Genomic DNA, 13,845 nt, shown 5'->3' with positions numbered 1-13,845 from the left:
CGGGGACGGCGGTCGCCGATGCGGTTTGCGCGCGGTTCGACAAGCAGGCGACCACGGTGCTCTGCGGGCCTGGCGACAACGGCGGCGACGGCTACGTCGCTGCGCGCCTTTTGAAGGACCGCGGTTGGCCGGTGGAGGTGCGAAACCTCGGCGAGCCCGCGACGCAGGACGCCCAGGCCGCGAGCGCGCGGTGGAGCGGTCCCACCAAGCCGCTGAACGGCGTCCTGGAGCCGGGCGTTTGGATCGACGCCCTGTTCGGCGCCGGCCTCTCGCGACCGCTGGAAGGCCCCGCCGCGGCGGCGGCCCTGGCCATGGCCGAGACGCCGGAGCGGGTGGTCGCCATCGACGTTCCGAGCGGGGTCCCCGGCGACACCGGCAAGCCCCTCGGTCCGGCGGCCTGCGCGTCGCTCACCGTGACCTTCCACGCCAAGAAGCCGGCGCACCTGTTGGAACCCGGCCATGGGCGCTGCGGCGAGGTGATCGTGGCCGACATCGGGCTTGGCGTCACCGACAGCAAGACGATGGAGAACGGCCCGGAGCTGTGGCTGCCGCGGTTTCCTTGGCCCACCGCGGCCTCGCACAAGCACGCTCGCGGCCGGCTGGTGGTGGTGAGCGGCGAGGCCTGGCAGACCGGCGCGGCGCGGTTGGCCGCCCGGGCTGGCCTGCGCATCGGGGCCGGGCTGGTGACGGTGCTGTCGCCGCCCGAGGCCTTGCCGGTCAACGCCGCGCACCTGGAAGCGGTGATGCTGAAGCCCTTCGAGACCGACCTGGAGCTGGAGCAGGCGGCCAAGGACGTGGACGCCGCGGTGATCGGTCCGGCGGCCGGCGTGGGAGAACCCACCCTGCTGAACGTCCTGGCCCTGGCGCGGACCGGCGCGGCGCTAGTCCTCGACGCCGACGCCATCACCGTCTTCCGCGAAGATCCGGAGGAGCTGTTCTCGCTGCTGGACCGCGACGACGTCCTGACCCCGCATCCCGGGGAGTTCGAGCGGCTGTTCCCCGGTCTGCTGGCCGCCTCGCCGGAGCGGATCACCGCGGCGCGCACAGCCGCGGAACGGGCCGGAGCCGTGGTGCTGCTGAAGGGCTCCGACACGGTGATCGCCGCACCGGACGGGCGCTGCGCGGTGAACGGCAACGGTTCGCCGTGGCTCGCCACCGCAGGGTCGGGCGACGTCCTGTCCGGCTTCATCGGCGGTCTGGTGGCCCAGGGGATGGAGAGCTTCGAGGCCGCCTGCGCCGGAGCCTGGATCCATACCGAGGCCGCCGAGCTGCACGGTCCGGGACTGGTCTCCGAAGACCTGCCGGGCCTGGCCCCGGCAGTCCTGCGCCGGCTGTTCGACGAGCGGTAGGAAAAGGGCGGCGGATCGCTCCGCCGCCCCATCTCCCGAAAGGCGATCGCTTTCCTAGAAGTCGGCGGTCAGTCCGACGAACACGAAGCGGCCGAGCGCATCGTAGACCTGCGGGAAGGTGTTCCCGTTGCCGGTGGTTCCGGGCAGGTTCGAGCCGACCAGCGGCGGGTCCTTGTCGAACACGTTGTTCACGCCCACCCGGAAATTCAGGTTGTTGTGGACCGTGAAGTTCGCCGTCAGGTCGATGTAATTCTGAGCCGCCAGATGCTGCTCAACAGGGAATTGCAGCGCCGGATTGTTGAGCTGCGGGTTCGAGTCGTAGGCGTCAAGGCTCACCTTGCCGAAGTAGCGCCACTGGGCCCGGAAGCTCAGCGACTTGAACCAGTCGCCGTAGGAGTACGGCGTGTTCCAGATCAGCGAGGCCTTGTGCCGCCACCGCGGCGACGGCGCGCCGTTCACCGCGGGGTTGCCGCTGCAGATGGTGCCGTAGAGGCCCGCGCAGTCATAGGACGGCCCACCCGGCAGCGGCTGGGTGATCAGGGTGTCGAGCCAGGTGCCGACCATGTTGACGGCGATGGAGCCGTTGTCGCCAAGACCCAGCTTGTCGAGGTCTGTGTGGTAATTGACGTTCAGGTCCACGCCGGTGGTCTTCAACGAACCGGTGTTGAGCGTGGTGTCCTGCACGAAGCCGTTATTGGTCAGGAACAGCGAGCCGTTCGCGTCGCGATGGACCAGGGAACAGAAAGTCGGGCTTCCGGTGGCCAGGCACTGGTTCAGCTCGAGGTTGGCGCCGATCCGCGAGATGAACTGGTCGATCTTGATGTCGAAGTAGTCGAGCGAGACGTCGAGCCCGGGCACGAAGTCCGGACGCCACACCACGCCGGCCGTGTAGGTGTCGCTGATTTCCGGCTTCAGGTTCGGGTTGCCGCCGATCTGGCCGTTGTACTGGTTGGCCGGGTTGGCTTCGATCGCCAGGACCTGCGCGGTAGTCAGGTGGAAGACGTTGGCGCAGTTGGCGATCTTGGCCGCGTTGGCCGCCGCGTTGGCCGCCAGGCCCGCGCAGGGGTCCTGCGTGCCGTCGAGGACGACGTTCTGCGGCGCGAACAGCTCCTGCACGTTGGGCGCGCGGACGGCGCGGTTGTAGCCGGCGCGGAAGCGCACGCCGTCGATCACTTCCCATTCGCCGGCCACCTTGTAGGTGTTGGTGTCGCCGACCGAGGAGTAGTCGGAGAAACGGTAGCCGAGCTCGAGCGAGACGTCCTTGGCGAAGGGCATGTCGCTGATCAGCGGCACGCGAGCCTCGCCGAACAGTTCGTAGACGTCGAAGCTGCCGCTGACCGGCGGATTGGCGCCGCCGTTGCCGTTTACCAAGCCGTTGTTGGCCAGGAAGTCGGCGACGGTGTCGAGGTGCTCGCGGCGATATTCCGCGCCGAGGGCGACACCGACACCCTCGTTCGCCCAGGCGCTCTTGACACCGTAGTCGCCGAGTTTGCCGGTGAAGGCCAGGCTGACCACCCGTTCGGTGATGTCGCCGCTGTTGAAGCTGTTGATCGACAGGAAGTTGATCGCCGCCGGCGAGATCAGCGCTGAGGAGAAGATGTTGATCGGCACGCAGCCCGGGTCGGGGTTTCCGGCCGGGTTGCAGATCGGGGTCCCATTCGGGCCGGCGACGGCGTTCAGGGACTGGTTGATGCGGGTGGTGTCGAAGTTGCCGCTCTGGCGGTTCTGCACCTCGACGGAGCCGTATTGCATGTACCCGTCGTAGTTCCAGTTCTTGCCCAGGTCGCCCTTCAGGCCAAGGACGATCCGGTAGTCCGTGTGCCGGAACTGCGTCAGGCGGCCGGTCTGCTCGCTGGGCAGCAGACGGCGCGAGACAGTGCCGGTGAAGGTGCCGCCAGGCGTGTTGGCGCAGGTCTGGCCATTGGCCGCCGTGCCGCCGACGGGGATCAGCAGGCCCTTTTCCTGGGCGGTCAGGAAGGGATTGGCGCAGTTGACGCTGAAGGTCGAGGCGAAGATGCCGCCGGCGGCGATCTGGGCGGTGGAGTTATCATCCATGAACATCGCGTCCATGTAGGCCGTGGCCCACGGCGCGATCTCGTAGTGGGCGAAGGCGCCCAGGTTGTAGCGCTCGTCAGGCCGCACGAAGAAGTTGGCGGGACCGAAGTTGAACACGTCCGTCGCCACGCGGGGCCGGAAGGTGTTGAAGGTGGTCGGATCGACCAGGAAGCTACCGACGCGGGCCGGGTAGGCGGTGCCGGAACCCGAACAGCCAAAGCCCGCCGCGCTCGTTGCCAGCGTACAGGCGCTGAAGTCGCGGTCGGCTTCCAGGATCGGATTGTTCTGGCGATAGGTGGCGTAGGCGGTCACGTTGCCCTTGCCGTCCGGCGCGTTGACCCCGATCACCACGCTGGCTTCGGAGCCTTCGCCTTCCCAGAGATTGCCGGGGATCGCGAACTGGGAGGGGATGATGGCGGTGGCCGCGGCAGCCTTGAGCGCGGTCTGGCCGGTCGAGTTGTTGTTGTCGTGCTGGTAGCCCGAGTACTGAGCGTCGAGGCGGACGCCTTCGAAGTTCTTCAGCATCACGAAGTTGACGACGCCGGCCACGGCGTCGGCGCCATAGGTCGCCGAGGCGCCGCCGGTCAATACGTCGACGCGCTCGACCAGGGCGGCCGGAATGAAGTTCAGGTCGGCGGCCACCGTCAGGCTGTTGGTCGGATCGCCGGGCATCAGGCGGCGGTTGTCGATCAACACCAGGGTGCGGTTGGGGCCCAGGCCGCGCAGGTTGATCGTGGCCGCGCCGGTCGCCCCGTTGGTGATCGACGAGCCCTGGCCCGCGAACACCTGCGGCAGGGCGTTGGTGATGTCTTCGATGCGGGTGACGCCCTGCGCCTTGATCTCGGCGTTGCCGACCGTGGTGACAGGCGCGATGGAGGTCAGATTCGGCGACGGGATCCGGGTGCCGGTCACGACGATTTCGGAGACTTCGCCGCCGTTGGCGTCGGCCGCCGCAGCGGCGGCGAAGGCCTGGGACGCGGACAGCCCCAGGAAGGCGGCGCCGCAGATCATCGAGGAGGCCAACAGGCGCTCCCGGGTGTTTTGGATTTTCAAGGTCAACTCCTCCAGCAGCCGCGCCCCGTGGAGCCGGCCAGCCCCCAAACAAAGATCGAGTCCCAGGGCGGCCTCTCGGAGACCCCGGTTAGCTGGAATTACTTAGGGCTGCAGGAAGTGGTCAACGCAGATGTGGCGCCAAGACCGGTAATGCGGTCCACATGTCTCGAAATGGACACAAAGAACGAAGTAATCGCGTAAGGCTATATTATAGTCGACTCTGCATGTATCTGCGCGAAACTCCTTACAGCGGGATCGCCGTGGTGAATTTAACGCGCTTTTTGACGAAGCTGGCTTCGCAGCGGCGCACCGCCGGATGGCCGGCGATGTTGGCGTCCGTGAAGGCGTTGAACTCCTCCATCCCCCGGAAGATGGCGATGCAGGAGATGTCGTATGCGCCGGAGATCTCCATGCAGACCTGCACCTGCGGCGAGCGGCAGAGATGCGAACGGAACTCGCTGACCGCCGCCGGGGAGTGGCGCTCCAATTGGACCATCATCAGGACGGAGATCCGCTCACCCACCTGCGCCGGCTCGATGATCGAGACGTCGGCGGCGATGACGCCCTCGTCGCGGTACTGGCGGATGCGTCGCAGGATCGCGGACGGCGACAGCGGCACCCGGTCGGCAAGGACCTGGGCGGTGGCTTGGTTGTTCTCCTGCAGCGCGGCCAGGATCTGAACGTCCAGACGGTCGAGTGGATAGGCCATAGCAGTCTGTGCTTCCCCAAGAAGAGGGAAACAACCACGGGAATCGCCGCCGCGACAGTTAACTTGCGTTCATCTGGTGTAACAGGGTGACGTGGTAGTATTCATTCTTGGGTTTGTCGCAACTATGCATAGAGTTTGCTGAGCGAAACCTGAGAGTCGAAATTCACCTTTCGTAGTCAATGGTCACCGCCCGGCGGATCATGCCGTCGAGCTTGTCGCGGAGAGATCGGCCTTTGTCGCTCAGGTGGACGACATGGCTGCGTCCGTCGGTCGGATTGAGGAACGCGTCCACCAGCCCCAGCGCGGGCGGCTGAGCCCAGTCCGATCCGGGCCTGCCCAGTGAGCGCAGGCTGCGCGAGGCCGTCGACTGGCTCAGGCCCGCGACCAAAGCCAGTTCCTGAACGCTGAGGCCCTCGTTTTCACAGACGTAGAGAAAGGCCACGATCTCGTTGACGCTGATGCGGGCGTCGAGCGCCTTCAAGGCGAGGATCGCCTCCAATAGGGAATCCCTGGGACGCAATGGCGGCCGTTATTCGTCGGCGTAGCGGTTCAGCGCGCCGGTCGCCGCCGTCCGCGGCGCGGCGCGGGTGAGCGGCAGGGCCTTGCGTTGCCGCCGCTCACGCATCGCCAGCGTGGCGTCGGGGTAGGCGTCACGCACCAGCTTCAGGATATCCTCAAGCCGCTTCTGGTGATCGGCCGCCTCGATATAGTCGCCGACGTTCAGTTCGACCGAGATTTGACCGCAGAGTTTCATAGCCGTCCCCGCAAGCGAACTTCCCTCACTGCAGGAAAGCGTAGGCTCGTTCGGCTGCGGTTTTGCCGCTTAGAGGCGCGGCGCACGCCATTTCCGCGCGTTCTGAACGTAGCCCCCGCTCAAAAAGCGCAACTTGGAATTGTGAAGAAGATGTAATCTAGCGGGTGAAATTTCCGCAATCTAACCAATGACTTCGCCGGCCGTCAGCGCCAGGAGCGCGAAGGACGCGAGCCAGTGCTCGCCCATGTAATCCCCTGCGACGTGCGGCAGGCTGGCGGCCAGGTGTTCGCGCGCCGTCGCCTCGGCGACGCTGCGCAACGGATCGCCAACGGGGAGGGCGCCGGCCAGTTCACGCCAGCACCAGGCGCGCGAGAAATTGAGCCCGTCGAGGTGGGCGATCTTGCCGTCGCTACGGTCGGAGACGGTGGCGGGCGTGAACAGGCTGGCCGGCTGGCGCTCGGCCGCGCGCGGCAGGAAGGCCGCGAACCACGGCGCGAATTCCGCCGGCGGCGACAGGCGACGCAGGCACTCGGCCTCCATCAGGGTGGCCGAGAGGAACTCATCGCCCGACGGCTCCCAGGCTGGCGCGTCGCGGTCGGCCAGATACCAGGCGCGACATTTCCCGGCGAACAGGGCGGTGAGGGCATGATCGCCCGCCGCGACGGCGTAGTCCTGGGCGAGCGCGATAGCGAAGGCCGTGGAGGAGTGCACCCCCGTGCGGATCGGGTAGGAGGCCTTGGGCAGGAAGTCGCAGAATCGCTGGACGAAGACGTCCGCCAGCGGCTGGTGCGTCGCCGCCCACGACGCCTCGTGCGCCATCAGCTCGGCTTGCAGCTTAAGCAGCCAGCCCCAGCCATAGGGCCGCTCGAACCCGCGGCTTGAGGGTCGAGCCAGATAGGCGACCTCGCCGGTGACCTTTTCCGCGGTGAAGGCGGCGTCAAACAGGGCGCGGATCGTGGGCGCCTCCGGAATGCCCGGCTCGCGGCGCAGCAGGGTGGCCAGCAGCCAGTAGCCGTGGACACAGGAGTGCCAGTCGAAGCTGCCGAAGAAGATCGGGTGCAGGTCGCGCGGGCCTCGCGCGTCGGCTGGGTCCTCAAGCACATGGTCGAGCTTGTTGGGATATTCGCGAGTCACGTGCCCGAGCGCGATGCCGGCGAATTTGGAGGCGATCTCGGGCGAAAGGCGGTTAGCGGAAGGCGAGGACATACATCAGCACCGTGTTGACGATCAGCATGAGGAGGGCGGTCGGGATCTGGGCCTTGATCACGGCATAGCGGTCGGGAATTTCCAGCAGGGCCGGCGGCACCAGATTGAAGTTGGCGGCCAGCGGCGTCATCAGCGTGCCGCAGAACCCCGAGAGCATGCCGATGGAGGCGATCACCGCCGGGTTGCCACCAAAGTGGCCGACCAGGATCGGGATGGCCACCCCGCCGGTCAGCACGGGGAAGGCGGCGAAGGCGTTGCCCATCAGCATGGTGAAGGCGGCCATGCCCACGCAGTAGACGCTGACCGCAGCGAAGCGAGTGTCCACCGGCAGGTAGTCGGTGACGAGCCCGCCGATTTCCTTGCCGACGCCGGCCAGGGCGAAGACCGCGCCCAATGCGGCCAGGAACTGCGGCAGGAGCGCGGCCCAGCTGACCGTGTCCACCAGGCGGCGGCCCTCCTGCACCGCCGCGGCGGGAGGCTGGCGCAGCAGCAGGAGCGCAGTCGCCACCGCTGCGACCACGGCGAGCGCGAGCGAGATCAGCGTCGCCTGCTTCGGATCCATCAGCGGCACGCCGCCGATCTGGACCGGCTTCAGGACCAGCACGCCGAGGGCGACGACCAGCGGCAGCACAAGGGCCGGGACGAACAGACGATTGCCGTAACGCTCGGCGGTCGCCATCCGCTCGCCTGGCGTCGTGGTCTCCGGATGACTGCGGCCCAGGAAACCCAACCCGGCCAGCAGCGCCAGGCCCAGGACCAACACGCCGTTGCCAAGGTCGCCCAGCCGGTCGCCGGCCAGGAAGCTCAGCGCAACCAGGGCCCAGAAGGCTGTGTTCCCCCAGCGTTTGGGATTGCTGCGGTCGAGTCCGCTGAACAGCGCGAAGCCCGCGAACATCAGGCCCGCCAGTAGGTAGACGGCCCCGAGCCTGATCATGGCTGGGTCGCGCCACGGGCGGTGGCCTGGCGTGCGAGACGGCGGTCGAACAGCACCAGCCGCGTGGCGTGGATGGCGAAGGCCGCCAAGGCTGTCGGGATCGCCCAGACCGACAGCTGGATCGGGTCGAGCACGATCTTCGCAGTGGTGAGGAAGCCCACCATCAACAGCACCGAACCCATGGCCACGAAGATATCCTCGCCGAAGAATACCGCGACATTGTCGGTGGCTGAGGCCATGGCGCGGATGGCATGGCGGGTAGCGATGTCCGGGGAACCGTCGCGGGCCTCGGCTGCGGCCTCTGCCATGGGGGCGACGATCGGGCGGATGGTCTGGGCGTGGCCGGCGATCGGCTGGAGGCCCACCGCGCTCGTGGCCTGGCGGAAGAGCATGTAGCTGATCAGGAGGCGGCCTACGGAGACCCCGCGCAAGCGGCCGATGACGCGGCCCGCCTGCTCGCGCAGGCCGGCGCGCTCCAGCACTCCGACCAGTGGCAGCACCAGGTAGGCGGCGCTGACGAAACGGTTGTCGTTGAAGGCCTTGCCGAAGGCCGCGATCACCTGCAACGGCGAGAGGCCGGCGAACCAGCCGCTGGTCAGGGCCGCGGCCACCACCACCAGCAGCGGATTGAGACGGACGGCGAAGCCCACGACGATCACGGCCACGCCTAGCAGGATCAGCATCCAGTCTCCTTCGCGAACGGCCGCGCCATAGGAGCGGCAGTCGCGGCTCTAGGCAACGGCTCCGGCGGCCTGTCGCGCGCGGGCGGCCAGCCAGGCGTCGGCCAGGCGCAGGAAGCCGGCGACGTCGACCGTCTCGGCGCGGGCCTGCGGGTCGAGGCCGGCCGCCCCGATCAGGGCCTCGCCGCCCAGGCTCTTGAGGCTGGCGCGCAGCATCTTGCGGCGCTGTCCGAAGGCCGCGGCGGTGAGCTTCTGCAGGGCGTCCAGGCGTTCGGGCGACGGCCGGTCGGCGAGTGGCGTCAGGCGCACCACGGCGGATTCGACCTTGGGCGGCGGCGTGAAGGCGCGGGCCGGCACATCCATCACGGTCTGCGCGGCGCAGGTGGCCTGGGCGATGACCGCCAGGCGGCCGTAGGCGTCGCCGTCGACCGCGGCGGAGATCCGCTGGGCGACTTCCTTCTGGAACATCAGGGTCATGGAGGACGGCCTCCATGGCCCGGTCAGCCATTTGATCAGGAGTGCGGTGCCGACATTGTACGGCAGGTTGGAGACCACGTGGCCAGGATCGCCCTCCATCAGCTCGGCCTCGTCTGCGGCGAGCGCGTCAGCGAAGACCAGAGTCAGCGCGCCGGCGGCGGTGGCCGCGGCCAGGTCCTCCAGAAGTGGCCGGAACCGCTGATCTTTCTCGATGGCGGTGACGCGGGCGCCGGTCTCTAGCAGGGCTCGGGTCAGGCCTCCGGGGCCAGGCCCGACCTCGATGACCCGGTCACCGGGCTTGAGCTCCGCCAGGCGGGCGATCTTGCGGGTGATGTTGAGATCGAGGAGGAAGTGCTGGCCGAACGCCTTCTTGGCCATCAGGCCGTGCGCGGCCAAGGCGTCGCGCAGCGGCGGCAGGGCCTCCAGGCTCACCCGCGCGGCTCCTTGGCCCGGGCCTGGGCGATCTGGTCGGCCAGGCGGATAGCGGCGATCAGGCTGTCGGGGCGCGCCAGGCCGCGGCCGGCGATGTCGAAGGCGGTGCCGTGATCAGGTGAGGTGCGCACGATCGGCAGGCCGAGGGTGACATTCACCCCGCCCCAGAAGTCGAGCATCTTCACCGGGATCAGCGCCTGGTCGTGGTAGAGGCAGATGGCGGCGTCATAGCTGGCCCGCATCGCCTCCGGGAACAGGGTGTCGGACGGGTAGGGCCCGGAGACGTCGATCCCCAGGTCCTGCAGGGCCGCGACCGCGGGGGCCACGATCTCGATTTCCTCGCGCCCGATCCCACCGCCTTCGCCGGCGTGCGGGTTGAGGCCGGCGACCGCCAGCCGCGGGCTCCGGACGCCGAAATCGCGGCGCAGGGCGTCGGCGGTGACCAGCGCGACGTTGACGATGGCCTCGATGCTCAGCGCCGCGGAGACCTTGGCCAGGGGCATGTGGACGGTCACGAGCGCGACGCGCAATCCTCCGGCGGTCAGCATCATCACCGGTCCGCGCGCGCCGTCGAACCGTTCGGCGGCGGTGAGCTCGCCCAGGAACTCGGTGTGGCCGGGGAATTTGAAACCGGCTTCGTAGAGCGGAGCTTTGGAGATCGGGGCGGTGACTACGCCTGCCACTGCGCCGGACAGCGCCAGGCCCACCGCGGTCTCGATCCACTGGATGATGGACGGCGCCGCGGCGGAGGAGGGCTGGCCCGCGACGACGGGGCTCTTCAGCGGCAGGTTGAGCACGGGCAGGGCGTCGGCGAAGGCCTCGAGGGCCTGGGCCGGCGCGACCACCTGCCTGAGGATGCCCGCCCCGCCGCCGCCGGAGGCGGACGCCAGCGACTGATAGTCGCCCACAACCATGAAGGGCGGGCCGCCATGTCGCAGCTCGTTCCAGGCCTTGACGACGATCTCCGGTCCGATGCCGGCCGGATCGCCGAGGCTCAGGGCGAGCGGCCCCGGTTTCACCTGGTCTCTATGGTCGCGGAATTGCGCAGGTCGCGCATGTAGCGCCGCGAGATCATGCTGAGCTGCTGGCCGGTCAACCGGCTTTCGATCTGGTCGTGGTCCACCTGGGCGGCGCCGGCGGCGCGCTTGCCGCAGACTGCCAGGACGTGGAGGCCGACCTTGGTGCGGATCGGTTGCGACAGCTGACCGGGCTGCAGGGTCTTGGCGGCCTCGGCGAATTCCGGCAGCAGGTCGCCAGTCTCCGCCTCGCCCAGGTCGCCGGCGACCACGCCCGACGTCTTGGCCACGGTGGCCTCCAGGGTTGCGCAGTCCTTGATCTGGCCGCGGACCGCGACCAGCGTGGCCTTGGCGGCGGCGACGTCGGCGGCGCTGGCGTCGGCCGGCAGAGCGATGGCGGCCTGCTTCAGGCTGACCAGCGTCTGGCCGGAGCCGGCGCGCTTGTCGCGAAGGTAGATGATGTAGACGCCGTCCTTGACCGGGATCGGCTGGGAGAGCTGGCCTGGACGCAGCTGGTCGAGGGCGGCATCGACCTCCGCCGGCATCTCGCCCTGGCTGATCCAGCCGGCGTCGCCACCGGCGGCGGCGGTCGAGGAGGCGGAGAACTGGCGGGCCACGGCGGGGAACGGCGCGCCTTGCTGCAACTGGGCGACGAGCTGGGTCGCGCCCTTGACCGCGGCGTCCATGCCGCCGGTGCGCCCGGAGTCGAGGAACACCTCGCTGACTTCGTACTGCGGCTTGGAGGCTGCGGCGATCATCCGGGTCTGGGTGGCTTTGATCTGGTCCTCGCCGATCCGCAGACGCGTGCCGTAGCGGCCGCGGATCCAGCGCTGCCAGCTCATCTGGGCGCGGATCTGGTCGTAGAGGGTGGTCGAGGTGATGCCCTGGCTCTTCAGAACGGCGATGAAGTTTTCGGGCTTCATGTTGTTCTGCTGCGCCATGCCGGCGAGTTCGTCCTGGACCTCGTCGTCGGTGGCGATGATCGTCACCTTCTGATCCTTCTGGACGCGCAACAACTCCTGGATCTGCAGGCGCTCGTCGACCAGCGAGACCAGGGCCTGCTGCTGGAATTCCTGCAGGTTCTCCTGCGTCGGCTGCACGCCGGTGGTGGCGATCAAGAGGCGCATGCGCTGCGCCAGGTCGTAGGTTGAGATGATGTCGTCGTTGACGATCGCGGCGATCGATTCCGACATCGGGCGCATGGGCGTGTAGATGGCCGGCGTCGGCGCAGGGGCCGGCGCGGCGGCAGCCGGGGCGGGCTGGGTGGCCGGAGGCGGGGCGCCGACCGCGCCACGCAAGGGCTGGGCCTGCAGACCCATGGGCAAGGCGACAGCCAGGACAGCTGTTGCAATCACAGCGCCCCGCGCCCCTCGGCTCGTGACGTTACGCGCGCGCGTCATGGATAAGCTCATTCCCTCGTTCGGCCGCGTCCGGCCGCAAAGCCTTACCTGCCATAAAATGGTGCGCCCAATGTGGCCAGCGTTAGGCGGAACGACAGTTCGTCGCTGGATGTCAGCCGCCCGATGATAACGTCTTCGTGGCGATAAAACACGTCCACCCGGATGCATTCGTCTTTGTAGAACACGCCGGTGTCGCGGATCACCCAGGCGTTCTGGATCAGATCGCGGTTGCCGTACACGCTGACCCCCCAGTGCTGGGTGATATTGAAGTCGGCGCCCATGTCGGTGTTCTTGATCGGCGTGCCGTCGATTCCCTGGTCGTCCGACAGGTAGCGGACGTAGCCGGAGCCCCACTTGCTGTCGAAGTTGACGCCGGCCTCAAGGCGGTGGATCTGGAGGGTGTCGGAATCGAGCCGCGCGCGGCCGAAGAAGGACAGGTGCGGGATCGGCGCGGCGTCGGCGGCGATGATCCAGTCCGAAGCGGCGGTCGTGAGGCCGGATCCGGGGGCGAAGACGTCGTTGGAACCGTCGCGGAAGCTGCGACCGATCATCACGCTCGCGCGGCGGCCGTCGTCCCAGAGGATTGAGGCCCGGCCGCCGACGTTCAGGCGGATCCCGTCCTCGTAGAGGTCGTAGCCCGGAAATTTGTTCGGCTGGAAGAGAGTGGTCTCGTCGAATTCGAAGGCGACCGAGTCCTCGTCCAGGTAGACGGGCTTCCCGGTCGTCGGATCGTGGCCGATGGTCACCTGATCGGCCTTGGGCGAGATGTCGATCTGCGCCAGGGGCTCCAGGATCACCGTCGCATCGTGCCAGCGGCGATAGACCGGATAGGAGATGTCGGCCCCGACCACGCCCACCGCGCGCGCCGTGGTCAGGCTGGTGGTGTTGTTGCCGACGCCGGTCAGGATGTCGCGGACGTCATAGCCATCCAGGCGCATCTGCACGAAGGGCTCGACCCGCAAGCCGCTCTCCGATGTGAAGATCCGCCGCCAGTCGAGGCCGCCGCTGACCCGCGCGCTGTCGAGTCCGGGCTGGTTCAGCGCCGGATTGTCCGGCGATTGGTCGCGGGTGAGCGAGACGGCGCTGGCCGTGAAGCGCAGCCGCCCGCCCAGTACGTCGTCAGGGTCGTCGACATGGCTGTCGATGATCGGAGCGACCAGCGGGAAGGTGCGGTTGTTGTCGCCCGGGCGCAGGCCCTGGATGCTGAACGCCGCGACCGAGGCGTAGGACGTATCGTCCTCGCGGATCGCGTAGAGCTGGCTGATCAGCCGATGGTCGTCCGGCACATAGGGCCCACGCGCCTGATAGACCTTGCCGATGTCATACTTGTCGAAGATCAGCGGGTCGGAGGCGCGTTCGGCGGTGAAGCCCACGGTCCAGTCGTCGGCCGGATGGAAGACCCCGCTGCCCAGGATGTAGCTGCGGCTGGTCAGGTCGCCGAACCGGGTGCCGGCGCCCTCAAGGTCCTGTTCGTAGGTATAGCCCACACGCACGTCCAGTTCGCCGTCGTTGAACCGCTCCCGATAGTGGAGGTTCAGGAACGGATTGACGTTGGAGTTGATCTGCGGGGCGATGGTCAGGTCGGCCGACGGGCTGATCACCCACAGATAGGGCTGATCCCAGGAGAAGCCGCGGCGGCTGTTGACCCCGATCCGCGGCGCCAGCAAGCCGGACTCGCGCTCCGCCGTGGGGTCGGCGTGCCAGAATATCGGCAGGTAGATGATCGGCACGCCCAGGACGTGGATGCGCATGTGCCGGTAGAAGATGATGTGGCGGACCT

Annotated in this window: 12 protein-coding genes; 1 reads left to right on the top strand and 11 read right to left on the bottom strand. The window is 68.0% G+C overall.

Going from position 1 to position 13,845, the window contains the following annotated elements; translation table 11 throughout:
• Positions 1-1,349: NAD(P)H-hydrate dehydratase (locus tag E8A12_RS07310; RefSeq protein WP_293367259.1), on the top strand; the 1,349-nt coding region annotated here is incomplete at its 5' end.
• 54 nt (positions 1,350-1,403) lie between these two features.
• Here the strand turns inward: E8A12_RS07310 and E8A12_RS07305 are convergent.
• From E8A12_RS07305 to lptD, 11 genes are all read right to left on the bottom strand, one after another.
• Positions 1,404-4,457 carry a TonB-dependent receptor gene (locus tag E8A12_RS07305; RefSeq protein ID WP_293367258.1) on the bottom strand — a complete coding sequence of 1,018 codons (3,054 nt, stop codon included), beginning with the start codon at positions 4,455-4,457 and terminating at the stop codon, positions 1,404-1,406.
• A gap of 244 nt (positions 4,458-4,701) precedes the next feature.
• Positions 4,702-5,166 carry an Lrp/AsnC family transcriptional regulator gene (locus E8A12_RS07300; protein WP_293367257.1) on the bottom strand — a complete coding sequence of 155 codons (465 nt, stop codon included), beginning with the start codon at positions 5,164-5,166 and terminating at the stop codon, positions 4,702-4,704.
• 163 nt (positions 5,167-5,329) lie between these two features.
• Complete coding sequence (locus tag E8A12_RS07295) at positions 5,330-5,665, bottom strand: hypothetical protein (protein ID WP_293367256.1); 336 nt, start codon at positions 5,663-5,665, stop codon at positions 5,330-5,332.
• A 30-nt stretch (positions 5,666-5,695) separates the two neighbouring features.
• Positions 5,696-5,920 (bottom strand): hypothetical protein, encoded by a 225-nt coding sequence (locus tag E8A12_RS07290; RefSeq protein WP_293367255.1) that lies wholly within the window; start codon positions 5,918-5,920, stop codon positions 5,696-5,698.
• A 180-nt stretch (positions 5,921-6,100) separates the two neighbouring features.
• Positions 6,101-7,126 (bottom strand): DUF2891 domain-containing protein, encoded by a 1,026-nt coding sequence (locus tag E8A12_RS07285; protein WP_293367254.1) that lies wholly within the window; start codon positions 7,124-7,126, stop codon positions 6,101-6,103.
• The gene (locus E8A12_RS07280; RefSeq protein ID WP_293367253.1) at positions 7,107-8,060 is read right to left on the bottom strand and encodes a DUF979 domain-containing protein; all 954 of its coding nucleotides are present in this window, start codon (positions 8,058-8,060) and stop codon (positions 7,107-7,109) included. The genes E8A12_RS07285 and E8A12_RS07280 overlap by 20 nt, the downstream gene beginning before the upstream one ends.
• Positions 8,057-8,743 (bottom strand): DUF969 domain-containing protein, encoded by a 687-nt coding sequence (locus E8A12_RS07275; protein WP_293367252.1) that lies wholly within the window; start codon positions 8,741-8,743, stop codon positions 8,057-8,059. The genes E8A12_RS07280 and E8A12_RS07275 overlap by 4 nt, the downstream gene beginning before the upstream one ends.
• A 48-nt stretch (positions 8,744-8,791) precedes the next feature.
• Entirely contained in the window at positions 8,792-9,649 is an 858-nt protein-coding gene (rsmA, locus tag E8A12_RS07270; protein ID WP_293367251.1) for a 16S rRNA (adenine(1518)-N(6)/adenine(1519)-N(6))-dimethyltransferase RsmA, read from the bottom strand.
• Positions 9,646-10,668: a 4-hydroxythreonine-4-phosphate dehydrogenase PdxA gene (gene pdxA / locus E8A12_RS07265; protein ID WP_293367250.1), complete on the bottom strand. Its 1,023-nt coding sequence runs from the start codon at positions 10,666-10,668 to the stop codon at positions 9,646-9,648. The genes rsmA and pdxA overlap by 4 nt, the downstream gene beginning before the upstream one ends.
• Positions 10,665-11,984 (bottom strand): peptidylprolyl isomerase, encoded by a 1,320-nt coding sequence (locus E8A12_RS07260; RefSeq protein ID WP_293367260.1) that lies wholly within the window; start codon positions 11,982-11,984, stop codon positions 10,665-10,667. The genes pdxA and E8A12_RS07260 overlap by 4 nt, the downstream gene beginning before the upstream one ends.
• Before the next feature lie 125 nt (positions 11,985-12,109).
• A partial coding sequence (gene lptD / locus E8A12_RS07255) for an LPS assembly protein LptD (RefSeq protein ID WP_293367249.1) occupies positions 12,110-13,845 on the bottom strand: 1,736 nt, incomplete at its 5' end.

The organism is Phenylobacterium sp. (assembly GCF_004799395.1).
GTDB lineage: Bacteria > Pseudomonadota > Alphaproteobacteria > Caulobacterales > Caulobacteraceae > Phenylobacterium.
Note: the sequence above shows the minus strand (reverse complement) of the source record. Positions and strands in the feature narration are given on the sequence as shown.

Excerpts from the sequence above, each read along its gene's own strand:
- E8A12_RS07300 (WP_293367257.1), bottom strand. The coding sequence starts at position 5,166 with ATGGCCTATCCACTCGACCGTCTGGACGTTCAGATCCTGGCCGCGCTG.
- E8A12_RS07290 (WP_293367255.1), bottom strand. The coding sequence starts at position 5,920 with ATGAAACTCTGCGGTCAAATCTCGGTCGAACTGAACGTCGGCGACTAT.
- E8A12_RS07285 (WP_293367254.1), bottom strand. The coding sequence starts at position 7,126 with ATGTCCTCGCCTTCCGCTAACCGCCTTTCGCCCGAGATCGCCTCCAAA.
- E8A12_RS07280 (WP_293367253.1), bottom strand. The coding sequence starts at position 8,060 with ATGATCAGGCTCGGGGCCGTCTACCTACTGGCGGGCCTGATGTTCGCG.
- E8A12_RS07275 (WP_293367252.1), bottom strand. The coding sequence starts at position 8,743 with ATGCTGATCCTGCTAGGCGTGGCCGTGATCGTCGTGGGCTTCGCCGTC.
- E8A12_RS07260 (WP_293367260.1), bottom strand. The coding sequence starts at position 11,984 with ATGGGTCTGCAGGCCCAGCCCTTGCGTGGCGCGGTCGGCGCCCCGCCT.